Origin of the sequence: Pseudactinotalea terrae (assembly GCF_009733845.1) — a bacterium.
In the GTDB taxonomy this organism is placed as follows: Bacteria; Actinomycetota; Actinomycetes; order Actinomycetales; family Beutenbergiaceae; genus Pseudactinotalea; species Pseudactinotalea terrae.
On the sequence record NZ_WNXZ01000001.1, the window covers coordinates 15,684 to 33,362 of the forward strand.

Sequence of the window (17,679 nt, forward strand, 5' to 3'; positions counted from 1 at the left end):
TTCTCGCAGCCGAGGCGGTGCCCGCCGCGCGATGCGAGGCCGCCAGTGGTCCGGCTGGTAGGCTCCCAGCGACGACAAGTCGTGCAGGTGTGTTCGCGCCGAGGCCGCTGTCGATTCTGAAGCACACTCGATCCTCAGCACATCGTGACGCGTAGCAGCGTCCGCCCCAACCCCTCGAAGGACCGTCGTGACCGACACCACCGCCGAGTCCGCAGCGCCTGGCAAGTCCGGCTCGCTCTCCGACCTGCGCATGCCCGAGCTGCAGGCGCTCGCCGGCCGGCTGGGGATCACGGGCATCTCGAAGATGCGCAAGCCCCAGCTCGTGGAAGCGATCCGCGAGAAGCGGCGCACCAACGGTCAGCGCCCACGCACCGAGCAGCCGGCCCTGGCGGAGACCGCCAGGGACGAGGCCCCCAGCGAGGAGCAGCCACGCCGTCGTCGTGAGCAGCCCCCGCGGGAGCAGCAGCCCCGTCGTGAGCCGGCTCAGGAGGAGCAGCAGCCTCGTCGTGACCCGGCCCAGGAGGAGCAGCAGGACCAGGGCAAGCCGGGCAAGCCGGAGGGTGAGCAGCAGCCACGCAACCAGCGAGGTCAGCGGAGTCAGCGGAATCAGGGCGGCCAGCGGAACCAGGGCAGCCAGCGGAACCAGGGCAACCAGGGCACCCAGCAGGGCCGCGGGAACGACCAGGGTGAGACAGGTGAGCGCTCCGAGCAGAAGATGGCCTCGCTCGACGAGATCATCCAGTTCCCGGAACCGACGGAGCGGTCAGTCCGCGAGGAGACCCCCCGCAACAACCGCCGCGGAACCCGTCAGCAGGGCGCGCCCGAGCAGAACAGCGACAGCTTCGAGGGCGGCGACGACAACGACGACGACCGCCCCGGTCGCCGTCGCCGTGGTCGCGACCGCTACCGCGACCGCAAGCGCCGTCAGCCCGAGACCGGCCGGGCGGGCGGCAGCACCGAGGAGGAGCCGGAGATCCTCGAGGACGACGTCCTGATCCCGGTCGCCGGCATCCTCGACGTGCTCGAGAACTACGCGTTCGTCCGCACCAGCGGGTACCTGCCCGGGCCGAACGACGTGTACGTCTCGCTCGGCCAGGTCAAGAAGGCCGGCCTCCGCCGCGGTGACGCGGTCACCGGAGCGGTGCGGCAGCCGCGAGAGGGCGAGAGCCAGCGTCAGAAGTTCAACGCCCTGGTCCGCCTCGACTCGATCAACGGCAGCCCCGTGGAGGATGCCCTGTCTCGGGCAGACTTCGCCGACCTGACCCCGCTGCACCCCGAGGAGCGGCTCCGGCTGGAGACCACCGCGCGCGAGGCCACCGGTCGAGTCGTCGACCTCGTGGCGCCGTGGGGCAAGGGACAGCGCGCGTTGGTCCTGACGCCCCCGAAGGCGGGCGCGACCACCACGCTGCAGGTGCTCGCCAACGCGATCACCACCAACCACCCCGAGGCACACCTCATGGTCGTGCTCGTGGACGGCCGCCCCGAGGAGGTCACGGACTGGCAGCGCACCGTCGCCGGCGAGGTCATCGCCTCACCGTTCGACCGCCCGGCCGCCGATCACACCACGGTCGCCGAGCTCGCCGTCGAGCGCGCCAAGCGCCTGGTGGAGCTGGGCCAGGACGTCGTCATCCTGCTCGACTCGCTGACCCGGCTCGCCCGCGCCTACAACGTGACCGCGCCGCCGTCGGGTCGTGCGCTCTCCGGTGGCGTCGACGCCGCTGCGCTGTACCCGCCGAAGAAGCTCGTCGGCGCGGCCCGGAACATCGAGAACGGTGGCTCGCTCACGATCGTGGCAACCGCCGCCGTCGAGACCGGATCGGCCACCGACGAGGTGATCCTCGAGGAGCTCGGCGGGACCGCGAGCTCGGAGCTCCGGCTCGTGCGTGCTCTCGCCGACCGGCGGATCTTCCCCGCTGTCGACCCGCTGACCTCCAGCACCGCGCACGCCGAAGAGCTGCTGACGGCCGACGAGCTCACCGCCGTCCGCAAGGTCCGGAGCGTGCTCAGCGAGCTGGAGCCCGAGGCGGCGCTCGAGACGCTGCTGGCACGGATCCGGCAGAGCGCCTCGAACGCCGAGCTGCTGATGTCGGTCAGCCGGGCCGAGCCCGGCAAGCTCTCCTGAACGCCCTGCGATGACCGAGGAGTTCGCCGTCGTCGAGCCGATGCTCGCCGAGCACGCCGAGATCGAGCGCGAGCTCGCGGACCCGGCGGTGCACGGCGACCAGGCGAAGGCGCGGGCCCTCGGCCGGCGGTACGCCGAGCTCGGGGCGGTCGTTGCCGCCTACCGCGCATGGCGGTCCGCTGCCGACGACGCCGAAGCGGCACGCGAGCTCGCCGAGGTGGATGAGTCCTTCGCGGCCGAGCTGCCCGCGCTGGAGGCCGCAGCAGCCCAGGCCAGCGACGCGTTGCGCGCACGCCTGATCCCACGTGACCCCGACGACGCCCGCGACGTCATCCTCCAGGTCAAGGCCGGCGAGGGCGGTGAGGAGTCGGCGCTCTTCGCCGGCGATCTGCTGCGCATGTACCTGAGGTACGCCGAGCGGCAGGGATGGAGCACCCAGGTGCTCGACAGCACCGAGTCCGACCTGGGCGGCTACAAGGACGTCTCGGTCGCGATCAAGAGTCGCGGCACCCCTGAGCCGGCCGACGGCGTCTGGGCGCACCTGAAGTACGAGGGTGGCGTGCACCGCGTCCAGCGCGTGCCGGTGACCGAGTCGCAGGGGCGGATCCACACCTCCGCTGCCGGTGTCCTCGTGCTCCCCGAGGCCGAGGAGACCGGCGAGATCGAGATCGACGCGAACGATCTGCGCATCGACGTGTTCCGCTCGTCCGGCCCCGGCGGCCAGAGCGTCAACACCACCGACTCCGCCGTGCGGATCACCCACGAGCCCACCGGGATCGTCGTCTCGATGCAGAACGAGAAGAGCCAGCTCCAGAATCGCGAGGCCGCGATGCGCGTGCTGCGTGCCCGGCTGCTCGCCGCGCAGAAGGAGGAGGCCCAGGCCGCGGCAGCGGAGCAGCGCCGGTCGCAGGTCCGGACCGTCGACCGCTCCGAGCGCATCCGCACCTACAACTTCCCCGAGAACCGGATCGCGGACCACCGCACCGGGTACAAGTCGCACAATCTCGATCAGGTTCTCGACGGCGACCTGGGCCCGGTGATCGCCTCCGCCGTGACGATGGACGAGGCTGAGCGGCTCAGCATCAGCGACGACTGATGAGCGAGCTGCCCGGCGGTGCCACCGCCCTGCCGACCATGCGGCAGCTGATCGATGGCGCGACGGCGGTGCTCGCCGAGGCGGGGGTGCCCTCGCCTCGACACGACGCCCTCGAGCTCGCCGCGTACGCGCTGGGAGTGCCACACCTCGAGCTCGCGCTCGCACCGCCCGTGACGTCCGCACTGGTCGAGCAGATGACCGAGCTGGTCGAGCGGCGGCGGGCGCGAGAGCCGCTGCAGCAGATCCTGGGCCGCACGGTGTTCCGGTACGTGACCCTGCGGATGGAGCCGGGCGTCTTCGTGCCCCGACCGGAGACCGAGGTCGTCGCAGGTGCGGCGATCGAGGAGGTGCAGCGGCTGGTGCGCGCGGGGGAGCCGAACCCCCTCGTGGTCGACCTCTGCTGCGGATCCGGGCCGATCGCTGCCGCGGTCGACTCCGAGACACCGGCCCGCGTGGTGGCCGTGGACGCCTCGCCCGATGCCGCGCGCCTGACCCGCACCAACCTCGGTGCGGTGGGCAAGCTGCCGTTCCGCGTCGAGGTGGGCGACGTGCAGGACGCCGGGCTGCTCGCCGATCTCGACGGCGAGGTGGCCGTGCTGGTGGCCAACCCTCCTTACATCCCACCCGACGCCGTCCCGATCGACCCCGAGGTCCGTGACCACGATCCCGACCTCGCCCTCTACGGAGGGGGAGTGGACGGGCTGCGGATCCCGGCCGCCGTCGTGCAGGCAGCCCTGCGGCTGCTGCGACCCGGTGGGTTGCTGGTGATGGAGCACGCCGAGGGTCAGGGGGCCGGCACGCGGCTGCTGGCCGAGCAGGCGGGGCGATTCACCGAGATCACGACGGAGCGCGACCTCACCGGGCGGGACCGGTATCTGCGTGCTCGGTTGCTGCCGGAGGGCTCAGGCGGACCGGCCTGAGCGGTGCGCCCGGCAGGCAGCGGTCATCGCGCGCCCCGGCTGCGGCACCAGGTGATCGCACGCCAGGCGAGCCACCCCAGGGCCACGCCGGCCATGTCGGCGACCAGATCGGTGACATCCCCGGAGCGCGCCGGCAGCAGCGTGTGCTGCACCACCTCGGAGAGCGCTGCGTGCGCGGCCAGCACCAGGGCGAGCGGTCGCGGCCGGAAGCCCGCGAGGAGACCAGTCAGCATCAGGAACGCGAAGCTGCCGAGGTGCGCCACCTTGTCGAAGCCCGGGAACATCGCAGGGCCGGGCTGTCCTTGCGCGTACAGGCCCCACAGGTTGGAGGCGACGGCGAGGCCGAGGGCGCCCCAGACCACCGCGTCCCGCAGGATTCGCCTGGGTGAGCGCGTGACGGCTTCGGTGGTGGACATCGCGCTCGAGCCTACGACCACCGACACCACCCAGCCGTGGGAGGATCGCCGTCGTGACTGCGTTGCGTGACTGCACCGATTCGGCCACCTGGTGGCCTCACGTCGACGAGGCGACGAAGGCGCTCGCCGTCGGTGGCCTGGTGGTCCTTCCGACCGACACCGTCTACGGCATCGCCGCGGACGCGTTCAAACCCGATGCCGTGCAGGCGTTGCTCGACGCCAAGGGCCGCGGCCGGCAGATGCCGCCGCCGGTCCTGATCGGCGACATCCGCACCATGGACGGGCTCGCCGACGCGATCCCCGCCGAGGTCCGGACGATGGTGGAGGCCCACTGGCCCGGTCCGCTCACCGTGATCCTGCAGGCGCAGCCCTCGCTGCAGTGGGACCTGGGGGAGACCAACGGCACGGTGGCGTTGCGCATGCCGGACCACGAGCTCACGCTCGCGCTGCTGCGGCGCACCGGACCGCTCGCGGTCTCGAGCGCCAACACCACCGGTTCGCCTGCGGCGACCACGGCGGCCGAGGCCGCCGCGATGCTCGGCGAGTCCGTGCGTGTCTATCTCGACGGCGGGACCTCGCCCGGGGGAGTGGCCTCCACCATCGTGGACGCCACCGGGCCCGAGCTCAGGATCGTCCGAGAGGGCACGCTGAGCGCCGAGGACCTCGGCATCGCTGTTCCCGAGCCCGAGCCCGAGCCCGAGCCCGAGCCCGAGCCGGAGCCGGAGCCCGAGCCCGAGCCGGCGCCGGAGGGCGAGCCCGCGCCTGACGCGGAGCCCGAGGCAACGGCCGAGATCGATGCCGAGCCGGAGGTGGCCGAGGGCGCCGACGTCGTCGAGCCTGAGGCAGCGTCCGAGGCCGAGCCGGAGGTAGCCGACGTCGTCGAGCATGAAGCAGCGCCAGAGGTCGAGCCGCACGTCGCCGACGTCGCCGAGTCCGTGCCGGAGCCGGAGGTGACCGAACCCGCCCCCGAGCCAGAGACCACGCCCCGACCCGTCACGCCGGGCGCGGACGACGTGACGATCGCACCTCGCCGCGTTCGCCGGGCACCACGGGTGGAGCCCGAGAAGGCTGCCGCCGAGCAGGAGGAACCTGGCGAGGATCCCGCTGACACCTCGGAGACGCCCGCCCCGTGAGGATCTATCTGCTGCTGATGGCGATCGCGGCAGTCGTCACCTTCCTGGCGACACCGCTGGCGCGGGTGCTCGCGCAGCGCACGCACGCCATCACGGCGGTGCGTGACCGCGACGTGCACACCGTGCCGATCCCGCGCCTCGGGGGCTTGGCGATGCTGATCGGCTTCGGCGTGACGCTCACGATCGCGTCGCAGATGCCGTTCCTCGACCCGATCTTCTCCGACGCCCCGGGCGACCTGCCGTGGGCGATCCTGATCTCGGCGACCGTGGTGTGCCTGCTCGGCGTCGCCGACGACATCTGGGACCTCGACTGGCTGACGAAGCTGGTCGGGCAGGTGCTCGCGGCCGGGTTTCTCGCCTGGCGAGGCGTGCAGCTCATCCAGTTCCCCATCGACGGCCTCGTGATCGGCTCCTCGCGTCTCTCGCTCGTGGTGACGGTCCTCGTGGTCGTCGTGGCGATCAACGCGGTCAACTTCGTGGACGGCCTCGACGGACTAGCCGCCGGCGTCATCGCGATCGGCGGTGTCGCGTTCTTCGTCTTCACCTACAACCTCACCCGCAGCGACACCCCCACCGACTTCTCGGACCTTCCGACGGCGATCCTCGCGTGCGTCGTCGGGGTGTGCCTGGGGTTCCTGCCGCACAACTTCTACCCCGCGCGGATCTTCATGGGCGACTCCGGCGCCATGTTCCTCGGGCTGACGATGGCGGCGGCCGCGATCCTCGTCACCGGGCAGATCGACCCCGCGCGCGACCCCGTCGGCACGACGCTGCCGGCGCTCGTGCCGATCCTGCTGCCGGTCGCCGTCGTGCTGCTGCCGCTGCTCGACATGGGGCTCGCCGTCGTGCGCCGGGTGCTGGCCGGGAAGTCGCCCGTGCACCCGGACCGGATGCACCTGCACCACCGGCTCCTCGACTTCGGCCACTCCCACCGCCGGGCTGTGCTCATCATGTACATCTGGACCGCTGTGGTGGCCTTCAGTGCGGCTGCCTTCGTGATCCCGGGGATCCCGGTGTCGCTGCTGATGGGCGCGATCCTGGCCGGCGTGGCGCTCGCGGTGTGGGCCACGTTGCGCCTGCCGCGGCAGCCCTTCCCCAAGCTGGGGCGCTGAGCGGCGCCCCTCGAGGTCGTGGGACGCTAGTGCTCATGTCAGGGCCCATGATGTTCAACGATCCGCCTGTGCGGACCGAGGCGATGCTGAACCTGTTCCGCACCGTGCAGCGCAGGCTGCTCCTGTTCACGGCGGCCGTCGCGGTGCTGGGCGTCCTCGTGGGCCTGCTCGTGGGCGGGACCGCCGGGCTGTGGGGTGCGCTCCTCGCAGCAGCGCTGGGTCTGGTGTTCACGTTCACCACCGTCGCGATCCTGCGCTGGCTCGCCGGCCGCGGGCCAGAGCTGCTGCAACTGGTCATGATCGGCGGCTGGATCGTCAAGATGGCGCTCGTGGTGGTCGTCATGCTGTGGCTGAGCCAGCAGACCTTCTACCACCGCGGTGTCTTCTTCGGCACCCTGGTCGTGGTGGTCCTCGGCGCGGTCGCCATCGAGATCGCCACCGTCGCCAATGCCAGGATTCCCGCGGTCGAGCCCGGGATGCCGGACGTGAGTAGCGTCACACCGGGTGCCACCCGGGACGGCGGCCCCCCGACGCCGGGCACAGAACCGCGAGATCTCGCGGGGAGAGGGGCCCAGCAGCCCGCGCCCGACCCCGAGAAGGACGCTGACGAACGGCACTGAGGCGTACCTGACCAACCCCGCGCGTCCGGTAGGGTTTAGCCAGATCCCGCCCGCCGGAGCACGGTTCAACGCCGCTACGATCGACGTAGCCAAGCCGCAGATCACCTCGGTGGCGCTGGCTGTGCAAACCGCACGGCTGGCGCGCGTGCCCACGACCCGCAGGAGTGAACGCTGTCCACGACCCTGAGCTCGGCCCCCGTCCTCGCTGAGGCGTCGCACGAGGGCGCTCCTTCGCTGCCGTCAGTCGACGACTTCTTCCCCTACCCCTACATCTGGGGTACGCAGGGCGACTGGTGGGCGCTCGACCGGGTGATGCTCGTGCGCCTGGTCGTCACCGTGCTGTTCGTGCTGCTGCTGTGGCTCGCGGTTCGCAAGGCCAGGCTGATCCCGACCCGCGGTCAGAGCCTCGTGGAGATGGGGCTGGACTTCGTCCGCGTCCAGATCGTCGAGCAGACGCTCGGCAAAGAGCGTGCCAAGCCCTACGTCGGCATGTTCACGGTCATCTTCTTCACGATCCTGGCGATGAACCTCGCCGGCGTGGTGCCGTTCCTCAACATCGCAGGAACCTCACGCATGGGCCTGCCGGCGCTGCTGGCCCTCTGGGTGTTCGTCACCTACCTCGTGGTCGGCGTGCGCATGCACGGAGCCGGCAAGTACTTCAAGGCTCAGCTGATCCCGCCGGGCGTGCCCTGGCCGATGTTGATCCTGCTGATCCCGATCGAGGCGCTGCAGCTCTTCGTGATCCGGCCCGTCACGCTCGCGCTGCGGCTCGTGGCCAACATGATGGCCGGCCACATCATGCTCGTACTGTGCTTCGTCGGCACGCACACCCTGTTCCTCTACTCCGACGCGATCATGAAGCCGCTCGGCGCCGTCACCTTCGCCGCCGGTATCGCGATCACCGGGTTCGAGATCTTCGTGGCCGTGCTGCAGGCGTTCATCTTCACGCTGCTCTCGGTCGTGTACCTGAACTTCTCGCTCGAAGAGTCTCACTGACACACGTTCATACGTCTCCATCTGTACGACCCCCGATGACGCTCACCCCGAGCGCCACCTAGGAAGGAAATCCCCGTGGAAGGCATCACTGGCAACATCGCCACCATCGGCTACGGCCTCGCGACGATCGGCCCCGGCATCGGCCTGGGCGTCATGATCGGTCAGACCCAGCAGGCCATCGCGCGCCAGCCCGAGGTCGCCGGCCGTCTGTTCACCAACATGCTCATCGGTGCGGGCCTCATCGAGGTGCTCGCGCTGCTCGGCCTGGTGGCCGGCTTCCTGTTCTGATCCAGACAGGCACCCCCCGGACGGAGTCCTTCATGATTTCAGCGGATCACACGCCTAGCGGCATCGAGATCTTCATCCCTCACGTCTACGACTGGTTCTGGTCGCTGCTCGTGACGGTGATCATCGCCGTGTTCTTCTTCAAGTACCTCCTCCCGAAGCTGAACGCGATCCTCGATGAGCGCGCAGCGAAGATCGAGGGCGGCATCGCGCTCGCCGAGAAGGTTCAGGCCGAGGCCGCCGAGGCCAAGGCTCAGACCGACGCCGAGCTCGACGAGGCTCGCAAGGTCGCCGCGGACATCAAGGAGGGCGCCAGCAACGACGGCGCCGCGATCGTGGCGGAGGCGCGGGCGAAGGCCCAGGCCGACGCTGCTCGCATCGTCGAGGCTGCGCATCGTCAGATCGAGGCCGAGCGTGCCTCCGCCGTCGTCTCGCTGCGCGAGGAGGTCGGCGGCCTGGCCACCGAGCTCGCGTCGCGCATCGTGGGCGAGTCGCTCGCCGACGACGCACGGCAGTCGCGCGTGATCGACCGCTTCCTCGACGATCTCGACGCCGGTCTGGCGGGCGAGAACGAGAGGGTCGTGGCCTCGAGCACCGACGCGGAACCGGGTCAGGTCTGATGCGCGCGACCAGCCAGGCGAGCCTGCGCGCCGCTTCCACCGCGTGGGAGTCGGTGCTGCAGCAGGCAGGGGCCGAAGCGGCGACCTACGGCGAGCAGCTGTTCGCCGTCGTCGACGCGCTCGATGGCTCCGCCGGGCTGCGCCGCGCACTGACCGAACCCACCCGCGAGGGTGACGACAAGGCCGCCGTGGTGTCCCAGCTGCTCGCGGGCAAGGTCGACGACCGTGTCGTCGAGCTCGTCTCGGGCATGGTGCGGACCCGCTGGTCGGACGACGCGGACCTCGCCGACTCGATCGAGGAGCTCGGCCTGGTCTCCTACCTGGCGGCCGCCGAGTCCAAGGGCCAGCTCACGCAGCTGGAGGAGGACACGTTCCGCCTCACGCGCGTGCTGGCCGACAACCGCGACCTCCGGTTCGCTCTCGGCGACCGTGACGCCACCGCCGAGCGCCGCGAGCAGCTGCTCACCTCGGTGTTCAGCGGCAAGGTCAGCGACGAGACGCTCGCCCTGGTCACCCGGGCCGTGCGGTCGCTGCGGTCGCGGACCCTCACGGCAGCGCTGACGCGCATCAGCGAGCTCGCTGCCCGCCGGCGTCGTCAGCTCGTCGCGGTCGTGACCGCTGCATCCCCGCTCACCACCGCGCAGCAGGAGCGCCTGGGCGCCTCGCTCGCCAAGGCCTACGGGCGCGAGGTGCAGCTGAACATCGCGGTCGACCCGGCCGTGACCGGTGGCTTCCGCATCCAGGTGGGTGACGAGGTCGTCGACGCGACCATCGCAGCCCGACTCGACCAAGCCCGCCGGCGCCTCGCAGGCTGAGCGCGTACAACCACACTTCTTGAAGCAGACGACAGAAAGAGTTCGACGATGACCGAGCTGACGATCAAGCCGGACGAGATCCGCGCGGCCCTGGACAGCTTCGTGAGCTCCTACGAGCCGGCCGCCAGCGCACGCGAGGAGGTCGGCACCGTCACCCTCGCTGCCGATGGCATCGCCTACGTCGAGGGCCTGCCGGGCACCATGGCCAACGAGCTCCTCACCTTCGAGGACGGCACGCTCGGCCTCGCGCAGAACCTCGACGTGCGCCAGATCGGTGTCGTGGTGCTCGGCGAGTTCGCCGGTATCGAGGAGGGCCAGCAGGTCCGCCGCACCGGCGAGGTGCTCTCTGTCGCGGTCGGCGAGGGCTACCTCGGCCGTGTCGTCGACCCGCTGGGCAACCCGATCGACGGCCTCGGCGAGATCGAGACCGACGGCCGCCGCGCCCTCGAGCTCCAGGCCGCCGGCGTGATGCAGCGCAAGAGCGTGCACGAGCCCCTGCAGACCGGCCTCAAGTCGATCGACGCCATGATCCCGATCGGGCGTGGCCAGCGTCAGCTGATCATCGGTGACCGCCAGACCGGCAAGACCGCGATCGCGCTCGACACGATCATCAACCAGAAGGCCAACTGGGAGACCGGCGACCCGAGCAAGCAGGTTCGCTGCATCTACGTGGCGATCGGCCAGAAGGGCTCGACGATCGCCGCGGTGCGCGGTGCGCTCGAGGATGCCGGTGCGCTGGAGTACACGACGATCGTCGCTGCTCCCGCCTCCGACCCGGCCGGGTTCAAGTACATCGCCCCCTACACCGGTTCGGCCATCGGCCAGCACTGGATGTACCAGGGCAAGCACGTCCTCATCGTGTTCGACGACCTGAGCAAGCAGGCCGAGGCGTACCGCGCCGTGTCGCTGCTGCTGCGCCGCCCGCCGGGCCGCGAGGCCTACCCCGGTGACGTGTTCTACCTGCACTCCCGCCTGCTCGAGCGCTGCGCCAAGCTGAGCGACGACCTCGGTGCGGGTTCGATGACCGGGCTGCCGATCATCGAGACCAAGGCGAACGACGTGTCGGCCTACATCCCGACCAACGTCATCTCGATCACCGACGGCCAGATCTTCCTGCAGTCCGACCTGTTCAACGCGGGTCAGCGCCCCGCCGTCGACGTCGGTGTCTCGGTCTCCCGAGTCGGTGGTGACGCGCAGATCAAGGCGATGAAGTCGGTCTCCGGAACGCTGAAGATCGACCTGGCGCAGTACCGCTCGCTCGAGGCCTTCGCCATGTTCGCCTCGGACCTCGACCCGGCCTCGCGGCAGCAGCTGACCCGAGGTGCGCGACTGATGGAGCTGCTCAAGCAGCCCCAGTACTCGCCGTACCCCGCCGAGGAGCAGGTCGTCGCGATCTGGGCGGGCACCCACGGCCACTTCGACGAGGTCGAGCTCGCCGACGTGCACCGTTTCGAGCAGGGTCTGCTCGACCACCTGCGCCGCAACAGCGACGTGCTCGGTGCGATCCGTGAGTCCGGCAAGCTCGAGGACTCCACGGTCGAGGCGCTCGAGAAGGGTGTGGCCGACTTCCGGCAGACGTTCCGCGGCAGCGACGGCCAGAGCCTGATCTCGGACGACGTCCCGGAGAACCCCGAGGATGTCGACATCGACCAGGAGCAGATCGTCAAGCAGAAGCGAGCCTGACCATGGGTGGCCAGCAACGCGTCTACAACCAGAAGATCCGGTCCACGGAGACTCTGAAGAAGATGTTCCGCGCCATGGAGCTGATCGCAGCCTCGCGCATCACCAAGGCACGCGAACGCGCCGGGCAGGCCGCGCCGTACACGCGAGCGATCACGCGTGCGGTCTCGGCCGTGGCCACGCACAGCAACGTCGAGCACCGGCTCACGAGCGAGCGCACCGACACCAACCGGGTCGCGATGCTGGTCGTCACGGCGGACCGTGGCCAGGCCGGTGCGTACTCCGCGACGGTGCTGCGCGAGGCGGAGCGGCTGCGCGACGTGCTGCGTTCCGAGGGCAAGGAGGTCGCCCTCTACGTGACCGGTCGCCGCGGCGTCAGCTTCTACACCTTCCGGGGCGTCGAGATGGTCCAGACCTGGACCGGTGACTCCGACAACCCCAAGGTCGACGTCGCCGACGACATCGCGGACACGCTGCTCCAGGCCTTCGCAGCCCCTGCCGACCAGGGCGGGGTGGCCGAGATGCACGTCGTCTACACCCGCTTCCGCAGCATGGTCGCGCAGGAGCCCCGGGTCATCCGGATGCTGCCCCTCGAGGTCGTGGAGGGTGTCGCCGAGCCCGGCGAGGGCCTGCTGCCGCTGTACGAGTTCGAGCCCGGCGAGGTCGAGGTGCTCAACGCACTCCTGCCCCGCTACATCCGCAGCCGCATCTTCAACGCGCTGCTGCAGGCCGCTGCCTCTGAGCTCGCGGCCCGACAGCGTGCGATGCGCGCCGCCGTCGACAACGCCGAAGACCTCATCAGCATGTACACCCGACTCAAGAACACCGCGCGCCAGGCGGAGATCACGCAGGAGATCAGTGAGATCGTCTCCGGCGCGGACGCCCTGGCCGCCAGCTGAGCGCCACCGAACGAGGACAGGACATCATGACCGCCACCGTCACCCCCGACGTTTCCGAGCAGGAGCAGAAGCCTGCGGTCGGCCGTATCGCACGCGTGATCGGCCCCGTCGTCGACATCGAGTTCCCGCCCGATGAGCTCCCCGAGATCTACAACGCGCTCAAGACCACCGTCGACCTGCCGGGTCAGGGTGCGAGCGAGATGACCCTCGAGGTCGAGCAGCACCTCGGCGACAACATCGTGCGCGCCATCGCCCTCAAGCCCACGGACGGCCTCGTCCGTGGCGCCGAGGTCCGCGACACCGGCGAGCCGATCAGCGTCCCCGTCGGCGACATCACCAAGGGCAAGGTCTTCAACGTCATCGGTGAGGTGCTCAACCTCGAGGAGGGCGAGACCTTCGAGGTGACCGAGCGCTGGCCGATCCACCGCAAGGCGCCCGCGTTCGATCAGCTCGAGTCGAAGACCGAGATGTTCGAGACCGGCATCAAGGTCATCGACCTGCTCACCCCGTACGTGCAGGGCGGCAAGATCGGCCTGTTCGGCGGCGCCGGCGTCGGCAAGACCGTGCTGATCCAGGAGATGATCCAGCGCGTGGCGCAGGACCACGGTGGTGTGTCGGTGTTCGCCGGTGTCGGTGAGCGCACCCGTGAGGGCAACGACCTCATCGGCGAGATGGAGGAGGCCGGCGTCTTCGACAAGACCGCGCTGGTCTTCGGCCAGATGGACGAGCCGCCGGGCACGCGTCTGCGCGTGGCGCTGTCGGCGCTGACGATGGCGGAGTACTTCCGCGACGTGCAGCAGCAGGACGTGCTGCTGTTCATCGACAACATCTTCCGCTTCACGCAGGCGGGCTCCGAGGTGTCCACGCTGCTGGGCCGCATGCCCTCCGCGGTGGGCTACCAGCCCAACCTGGCCGACGAGATGGGCCAGCTCCAGGAGCGCATCACCTCGACCCGTGGTCACTCGATCACCTCGCTGCAGGCGATCTACGTGCCCGCGGACGACTACACCGACCCGGCCCCGGCCACCACGTTCGCGCACCTCGACGCGACCACGAACCTGTCGCGAGACATCGCCTCGCGTGGTCTGTACCCCGCGGTGGACCCGCTGGCCTCGACCTCCCGGATCCTCGACCCGCGCTACGTGGGCGAGGACCACTACCGGGTGGCGAACCAGGTGAAGTCGATCCTGCAGAAGAACAAGGAGCTGCAGGACATCATCGCGATCCTCGGTGTCGACGAGCTGTCCGAAGAGGACAAGATCACGGTCAACCGTGCCCGTCGCATCGAGCAGTTCCTCTCGCAGAACACCTACATGGCCGAGAAGTTCACCAGCGTGCCGGGTTCGACGGTTCCGCTGAGCGAGACGATCGAGGCGTTCGACAAGATCGCGAACGGCGAGTACGACCACGTGACCGAGCGCGCCTTCTTCAACATCGGTGGCCTCGAGGACCTCGAGCGCAACTGGGACAAGATCCAGAAGGAGCTGGGCTGAGGTGCCGCTGAACGTCGAGGTCGTCGCGCCTGACCGCGTCCTCTGGGAGGGCGAGGCCACGTCGGTCAGCGCCCCTGCTGCCGAGGGTTCGATGGGTGTGCTGGCCGGGCACCAGCCGGTGCTCTCGGTGCTCCGCCCGGGTCGCGTGATCGTCACGCCCACGCAGGGCTCCTCGGTCGAGCTCGAGGTCGACGGCGGGTTCTTCTCTGTCGACCACGACCGGGTCACGATCGTCCTCGACGCCTCGGCCGCGGCCGGGCTGGACTCCGTCGGCTGACCCGATGCGAGCAGCGCTCATCATCCTCGCGGTGGTCACGCTGCTCGCACTCGCCCTGGCGCTGGTCTTCCTCTGGCGGCTGAGGTCGATCGCAGCGCGCGTCGGCTCGTTCCAGTGCTCGCTGCACTCGGGATCGCACTGGGTACCCGGGATCGCGATGTACACGCACGAGGCGCTGGTCTGGTACGACGTCGTGTCGTTGTCGCGCAGCCCGCGGTACCGCTGGGACCGCAGCGAGCTCGTGATCCTCGAGCGCACCGTGCGGCAGGACCCTGTCCACGACCGGGTGATCGTCGAGGCGCGCTGCCTCGACCACACCGAGCCGCTCCAGATCGCTGCCGCGCCGGCCGCATTCGAGGGCCTGGTCTCGTGGCTCGAGGCCTCTCCGCCCAGCGCCCGGCGCAGGGACGTCATCTGATGTCCGCGATGGCCTAGCATCGAATCCCGATGCGTATCGTCGTTGCGGACTGCTCGGTCGACTACTCCGGCCGGCTCAGCGCCCACCTCCCGCTCGCCCGCCGAGTCCTGCTGGTCAAGGCCGACGGCTCCGTCCTGGTGCACTCCGACGGCGGCTCGTACAAGCCGCTGAACTGGATGTCGCCGCCGTGCAGGCTTACCGAGTCGGAGCCTGAGAAGAGTCAGGCCGAGGCGGGGGTGACGTCCGTGTGGACGGTGCAGAACACCAAGAGCGACGACAAGCTCGTCGTCTCGTTGCACCAGGTGCACGCCGACACCAGTCACGAGCTGGGTGTGGACCCCGGCCTGGTCAAGGACGGCGTGGAGGCGCATCTGCAGAAGCTGCTGGCCGAGCAGGTCGACCTGCTCGGAGCCGGCCACTCGCTCGTGCGGCGGGAGTACCCGACGGCCATCGGTCCGGTCGACATCCTGGCTCGCGGTCCCGTCGCCACCGCCGGGCACATCGCGGTCGAGATCAAGCGCCGCGGTGACATCGACGGTGTCGAGCAGCTCACCCGCTACCTCGAGCTCCTCAACCGCGACCCGCTGCTCGCGCCGGTCACCGGTGTGTTCGCGGCGCAGGAGATCAAGCCGCAGGCGCGCGTGCTCGCGACCGACAGGGGCATCCGCTGCCTGGTGCTGGACTACGACGCGATGCGTGGCGTCGACGACGTGGACTCGAGGTTGTTCTGATGCCGCAGGTCATCCGGGGTGCTGTGGTCACCCCCGAAGCCGTTCTTCCCGATGGTGCCGTCGTGGTCGACGACGGCGTGGTCGCCTGGGTGGGGGAGGCCTCGGCCGCCCCCGGGGCGGGCTGGGGCGAGGCTGTGGCCGCGATCCCGGCTGCACCGGAGCACGTCGTGCTGCCCGGTCTGGTGGATCTGCACAATCACGGTGGCGGCGGGGCATCCTTCCCCGACGCGACCGACCTCCAGCAGGTGCGCACCGCCGTCGAGGAGCACCGGGCGCACGGCACGCGCCACATGCTCGCCTCGCTGGTGACCGCGGCGCCCGCGGTGCTGCGGGAGCGCGTCGCGCTGCTGGCGGATGCCGCCGACCAGGGCCTGATCGCCGGGATACACCTCGAGGGCCCGTTCCTGTCGGTCGCGCGCTGTGGCGCGCAGGACCCCGAGCTGATCATCGACGCCGACGCGGCGCTCACCCGCGAGCTGCTCGAGCTCGGGCGTGGTCACATCGTCACGATGACCGTGGCACCGGAGTCACCCGGGATGCTCGGCCCGGGCGGCGTGCTCGAGGCTCTGGTCGCAGGCGGTGCGCTGCCTTCCTGGGGGCACACGGACGCCGACACCACCACCACCCGCACGGCGGTCGAGGCCGGCGTGGCCGCGCTCGCCGCCCACGGCGAGACCGCGCGCTCGCCGCGGGCGACCGTCACCCACCTCTGCAACGGCATGCCGCCGATGCACCATCGGAAGCCGGGCCCGGTGCCGACCGCGCTCGCATCGGCTGCCCGGCGTCAGCTGGTCGTCGAGCTCATCGGGGACGGCACCCACCTGGCGCCCGAGTTCGTGCGCGAGGTGTTCGAGATGGTCGGCGCCGACAACATCGCGCTGGTCACCGATGCGATGGCTGCGGCAGGCATGCCCGACGGGACCTACCAGCTCGGCACCCAGGGCGTCAGCGTCGCCGACGGCGTGGCCCGCCTGACCGACGGCGGCTCGATCGCCGGCGGCACCGCCCACCTCCTCGACGTCGTGCGCACCACCGTCGCGGCCGGTGTGGCGTTGCCTGATGCCGTCCGCTCCGCCTCCTTGGTGCCGGCCGAGGTGATCGGCCACAGCGAGGTCGGCCGCGCGTTCGGTGCGATCCGTGCGGGCTACCAGGCCGACCTGGTCGTCACCGACCGCGAGCTGCGCCCGGTTCAGGGCTGAGCGTTCGGATCGGCGAAGAGCGGCTCGGCCGCCTCTCGCATCACCGCGCTCGGGTCGGGTGAGCCGGTCCACCGCTGAAAGGTGATCGCCGCCTGCGTGATCAGCATCGTCTCCCCGTTGAGGCACCGCAGGCCGGCTGCCCGAGCCTGCTCGAGCAGCGCGGTGCTCCGCGGCACGTAGACGACGTCGTAGACAGCGGTGCCGGGTCCGAGCAGACCGACGGGAACGACCGGTCCGGGGCTCAGCATGCCGACGCTCGTCGCGTTCACCAGCAGGTCCGCCCGGCAGAGTTCGCGCGCGAGGCGGGGATCCTCGAGTGCGAGCGCCGAGGTCGCGACCCCCGGGGCGAGCTCGGACGCGAGGTCGGCGGCCGCGCCGGCTGACCGGCCGGCAACCGTCAGGTGCGCGGGGGACTGACGGGCGAGCCCGTAGACGGCCGATCGCGCAGCACCACCGGTGCCGACCACCACGACCTTCAGACCCGTGACCGGACCGCCCACGAGCTGCTCCGCACCGGCCATGAACCCGATCACGTCGGTGTTGAACCCGATCAACCGGCCGTCATCGCTCACCTCGACGCAGTTGAGGGCGCCGATCGCGAGCGCGTCCGGCTCGATCTCGTCCAGGAGCGGCATGATCGCCCGCTTGTGCGGCGCGGTGATCTGGAAGCCGAACCAGCGTTCGTCGCGCGCGCGCTGCACCTCGGCCGCCAGCTCGCCCGCGCCGATGTCACGGAGGACGTACTCGCCGTCGATCCCGAAGGCCCTGAAGGCGGCGTTGTGCATCGCGGGGGAGTGGCGCCGCCGCAGCGGGGTTCCGAGCAGTGCTGCCTGTCGCATCGGCTCTC

General features: G+C 70.4%; 19 protein-coding genes. 17 read left to right on the top strand and 2 right to left on the bottom strand.

What is annotated here, in order from left to right:
- The first annotated feature begins 187 nt into the window (after positions 1 to 187).
- From rho to GPA03_RS00110, 3 genes are read left to right on the top strand one after another with little or no spacing between them, the layout of a single operon-like run.
- Positions 188 to 2,122, top strand: a complete 1,935-nt coding sequence (gene rho, locus GPA03_RS00100; protein WP_156249986.1) for a transcription termination factor Rho — start codon at positions 188 to 190, stop codon at positions 2,120 to 2,122.
- Between the two features lie 10 nt (positions 2,123 to 2,132).
- Positions 2,133 to 3,218: a peptide chain release factor 1 gene (prfA, locus tag GPA03_RS00105; RefSeq protein ID WP_156249987.1), complete on the top strand. Its 1,086-nt coding sequence runs from the start codon at positions 2,133 to 2,135 to the stop codon at positions 3,216 to 3,218.
- Positions 3,218 to 4,138 carry a N5-glutamine methyltransferase family protein gene (locus GPA03_RS00110; protein ID WP_206673417.1) on the top strand — a complete coding sequence of 307 codons (921 nt, stop codon included), beginning with the start codon at positions 3,218 to 3,220 and terminating at the stop codon, positions 4,136 to 4,138. The genes prfA and GPA03_RS00110 overlap by 1 nt, the downstream gene beginning before the upstream one ends.
- A gap of 23 nt (positions 4,139 to 4,161) precedes the next feature.
- Here GPA03_RS00110 and GPA03_RS00115 read toward each other — a convergent pair whose 3' ends face one another.
- Positions 4,162 to 4,554 carry a VanZ family protein gene (locus GPA03_RS00115; RefSeq protein ID WP_156249988.1) on the bottom strand — a complete coding sequence of 131 codons (393 nt, stop codon included), beginning with the start codon at positions 4,552 to 4,554 and terminating at the stop codon, positions 4,162 to 4,164.
- A 53-nt stretch (positions 4,555 to 4,607) separates the two neighbouring features.
- On the opposite strand from GPA03_RS00115, the gene GPA03_RS00120 reads away from it, so the two are divergent.
- From GPA03_RS00120 to GPA03_RS00185, 14 genes are all read left to right on the top strand, one after another.
- The gene (locus GPA03_RS00120; protein ID WP_156249989.1) at positions 4,608 to 5,687 is read left to right on the top strand and encodes an L-threonylcarbamoyladenylate synthase; all 1,080 of its coding nucleotides are present in this window, start codon (positions 4,608 to 4,610) and stop codon (positions 5,685 to 5,687) included.
- Entirely contained in the window at positions 5,684 to 6,799 is a 1,116-nt protein-coding gene (locus tag GPA03_RS00125) for an MraY family glycosyltransferase (RefSeq protein WP_156249990.1), read from the top strand. The genes GPA03_RS00120 and GPA03_RS00125 overlap by 4 nt, the downstream gene beginning before the upstream one ends.
- Positions 6,800 to 6,834: 35 nt before the next feature.
- A complete protein-coding gene (locus GPA03_RS00130; protein WP_156249991.1) occupies positions 6,835 to 7,419 on the top strand; it encodes a Cg1360 family ATP-synthase-associated protein in 585 nt (194 codons plus the stop codon).
- A gap of 312 nt (positions 7,420 to 7,731) precedes the next feature.
- The gene (atpB, locus tag GPA03_RS00135) at positions 7,732 to 8,415 is read left to right on the top strand and encodes a F0F1 ATP synthase subunit A (protein WP_156251264.1); all 684 of its coding nucleotides are present in this window, start codon (positions 7,732 to 7,734) and stop codon (positions 8,413 to 8,415) included.
- A 75-nt stretch (positions 8,416 to 8,490) separates the two neighbouring features.
- Positions 8,491 to 8,703, top strand: coding sequence for an ATP synthase F0 subunit C (atpE, locus tag GPA03_RS00140; RefSeq protein ID WP_277754840.1), 213 nt, complete (start codon positions 8,491 to 8,493; stop codon positions 8,701 to 8,703).
- A gap of 32 nt (positions 8,704 to 8,735) precedes the next feature.
- Entirely contained in the window at positions 8,736 to 9,320 is a 585-nt protein-coding gene (locus GPA03_RS00145; RefSeq protein WP_156249992.1) for a F0F1 ATP synthase subunit B, read from the top strand.
- A complete protein-coding gene (locus GPA03_RS00150) occupies positions 9,320 to 10,135 on the top strand; it encodes a F0F1 ATP synthase subunit delta (protein WP_156249993.1) in 816 nt (271 codons plus the stop codon). The genes GPA03_RS00145 and GPA03_RS00150 overlap by 1 nt, the downstream gene beginning before the upstream one ends.
- 48 nt (positions 10,136 to 10,183) lie before the next feature.
- Positions 10,184 to 11,818 carry a F0F1 ATP synthase subunit alpha gene (gene atpA / locus GPA03_RS00155; protein ID WP_156249994.1) on the top strand — a complete coding sequence of 545 codons (1,635 nt, stop codon included), beginning with the start codon at positions 10,184 to 10,186 and terminating at the stop codon, positions 11,816 to 11,818.
- A gap of 2 nt (positions 11,819 to 11,820) precedes the next feature.
- Complete coding sequence (locus tag GPA03_RS00160; RefSeq protein WP_156249995.1) at positions 11,821 to 12,714, top strand: F0F1 ATP synthase subunit gamma; 894 nt, start codon at positions 11,821 to 11,823, stop codon at positions 12,712 to 12,714.
- 26 nt (positions 12,715 to 12,740) lie between these two features.
- Entirely contained in the window at positions 12,741 to 14,207 is a 1,467-nt protein-coding gene (gene atpD / locus GPA03_RS00165) for a F0F1 ATP synthase subunit beta (RefSeq protein ID WP_156249996.1), read from the top strand.
- A gap of 1 nt (position 14,208) precedes the next feature.
- Complete coding sequence (locus GPA03_RS00170) at positions 14,209 to 14,484, top strand: F0F1 ATP synthase subunit epsilon (protein WP_156249997.1); 276 nt, start codon at positions 14,209 to 14,211, stop codon at positions 14,482 to 14,484.
- A 4-nt stretch (positions 14,485 to 14,488) separates the two neighbouring features.
- The gene (locus GPA03_RS00175; protein WP_156249998.1) at positions 14,489 to 14,902 is read left to right on the top strand and encodes a DUF2550 family protein; all 414 of its coding nucleotides are present in this window, start codon (positions 14,489 to 14,491) and stop codon (positions 14,900 to 14,902) included.
- 29 nt (positions 14,903 to 14,931) lie between these two features.
- Positions 14,932 to 15,633, top strand: a complete 702-nt coding sequence (nucS, locus tag GPA03_RS00180) for an endonuclease NucS (protein WP_156249999.1) — start codon at positions 14,932 to 14,934, stop codon at positions 15,631 to 15,633.
- Positions 15,633 to 16,832, top strand: coding sequence for an N-acetylglucosamine-6-phosphate deacetylase (locus GPA03_RS00185; protein WP_156250000.1), 1,200 nt, complete (start codon positions 15,633 to 15,635; stop codon positions 16,830 to 16,832). The genes nucS and GPA03_RS00185 overlap by 1 nt, the downstream gene beginning before the upstream one ends.
- Here GPA03_RS00185 and GPA03_RS00190 read toward each other — a convergent pair.
- Positions 16,823 to 17,671, bottom strand: coding sequence for a shikimate dehydrogenase family protein (locus GPA03_RS00190; protein WP_156250001.1), 849 nt, complete (start codon positions 17,669 to 17,671; stop codon positions 16,823 to 16,825). The genes GPA03_RS00185 and GPA03_RS00190 overlap by 10 nt on opposite strands.
- Positions 17,672 to 17,679: the final 8 nt, after the last annotated feature.

Bases quoted from the DNA above. Each gene is read 5' to 3' on its own strand.
- GPA03_RS00160 (WP_156249995.1), top strand. From the start codon at position 11,821: ATGGGTGGCCAGCAACGCGTCTACAACCAGAAGATCCGGTCCACGGAG.
- GPA03_RS00145 (WP_156249992.1), top strand. From the start codon at position 8,736: ATGATTTCAGCGGATCACACGCCTAGCGGCATCGAGATCTTCATCCCT.
- GPA03_RS00150 (WP_156249993.1), top strand. From the start codon at position 9,320: ATGCGCGCGACCAGCCAGGCGAGCCTGCGCGCCGCTTCCACCGCGTGG.
- GPA03_RS00130 (WP_156249991.1), top strand. From the start codon at position 6,835: ATGTCAGGGCCCATGATGTTCAACGATCCGCCTGTGCGGACCGAGGCG.
- nucS (WP_156249999.1), top strand. From the start codon at position 14,932: ATGCGTATCGTCGTTGCGGACTGCTCGGTCGACTACTCCGGCCGGCTC.
- atpA (WP_156249994.1), top strand. From the start codon at position 10,184: ATGACCGAGCTGACGATCAAGCCGGACGAGATCCGCGCGGCCCTGGAC.
- GPA03_RS00115 (WP_156249988.1), bottom strand. From the start codon at position 4,554: ATGTCCACCACCGAAGCCGTCACGCGCTCACCCAGGCGAATCCTGCGG.
- prfA (WP_156249987.1), top strand. From the start codon at position 2,133: ATGACCGAGGAGTTCGCCGTCGTCGAGCCGATGCTCGCCGAGCACGCC.
- atpD (WP_156249996.1), top strand. From the start codon at position 12,741: ATGACCGCCACCGTCACCCCCGACGTTTCCGAGCAGGAGCAGAAGCCT.
- GPA03_RS00190 (WP_156250001.1), bottom strand. From the start codon at position 17,671: ATGCGACAGGCAGCACTGCTCGGAACCCCGCTGCGGCGGCGCCACTCC.
- GPA03_RS00175 (WP_156249998.1), top strand. From the start codon at position 14,489: ATGCGAGCAGCGCTCATCATCCTCGCGGTGGTCACGCTGCTCGCACTC.
- atpB (WP_156251264.1), top strand. From the start codon at position 7,732: ATGCTCGTGCGCCTGGTCGTCACCGTGCTGTTCGTGCTGCTGCTGTGG.
- GPA03_RS00185 (WP_156250000.1), top strand. From the start codon at position 15,633: ATGCCGCAGGTCATCCGGGGTGCTGTGGTCACCCCCGAAGCCGTTCTT.
- GPA03_RS00110 (WP_206673417.1), top strand. From the start codon at position 3,218: ATGAGCGAGCTGCCCGGCGGTGCCACCGCCCTGCCGACCATGCGGCAG.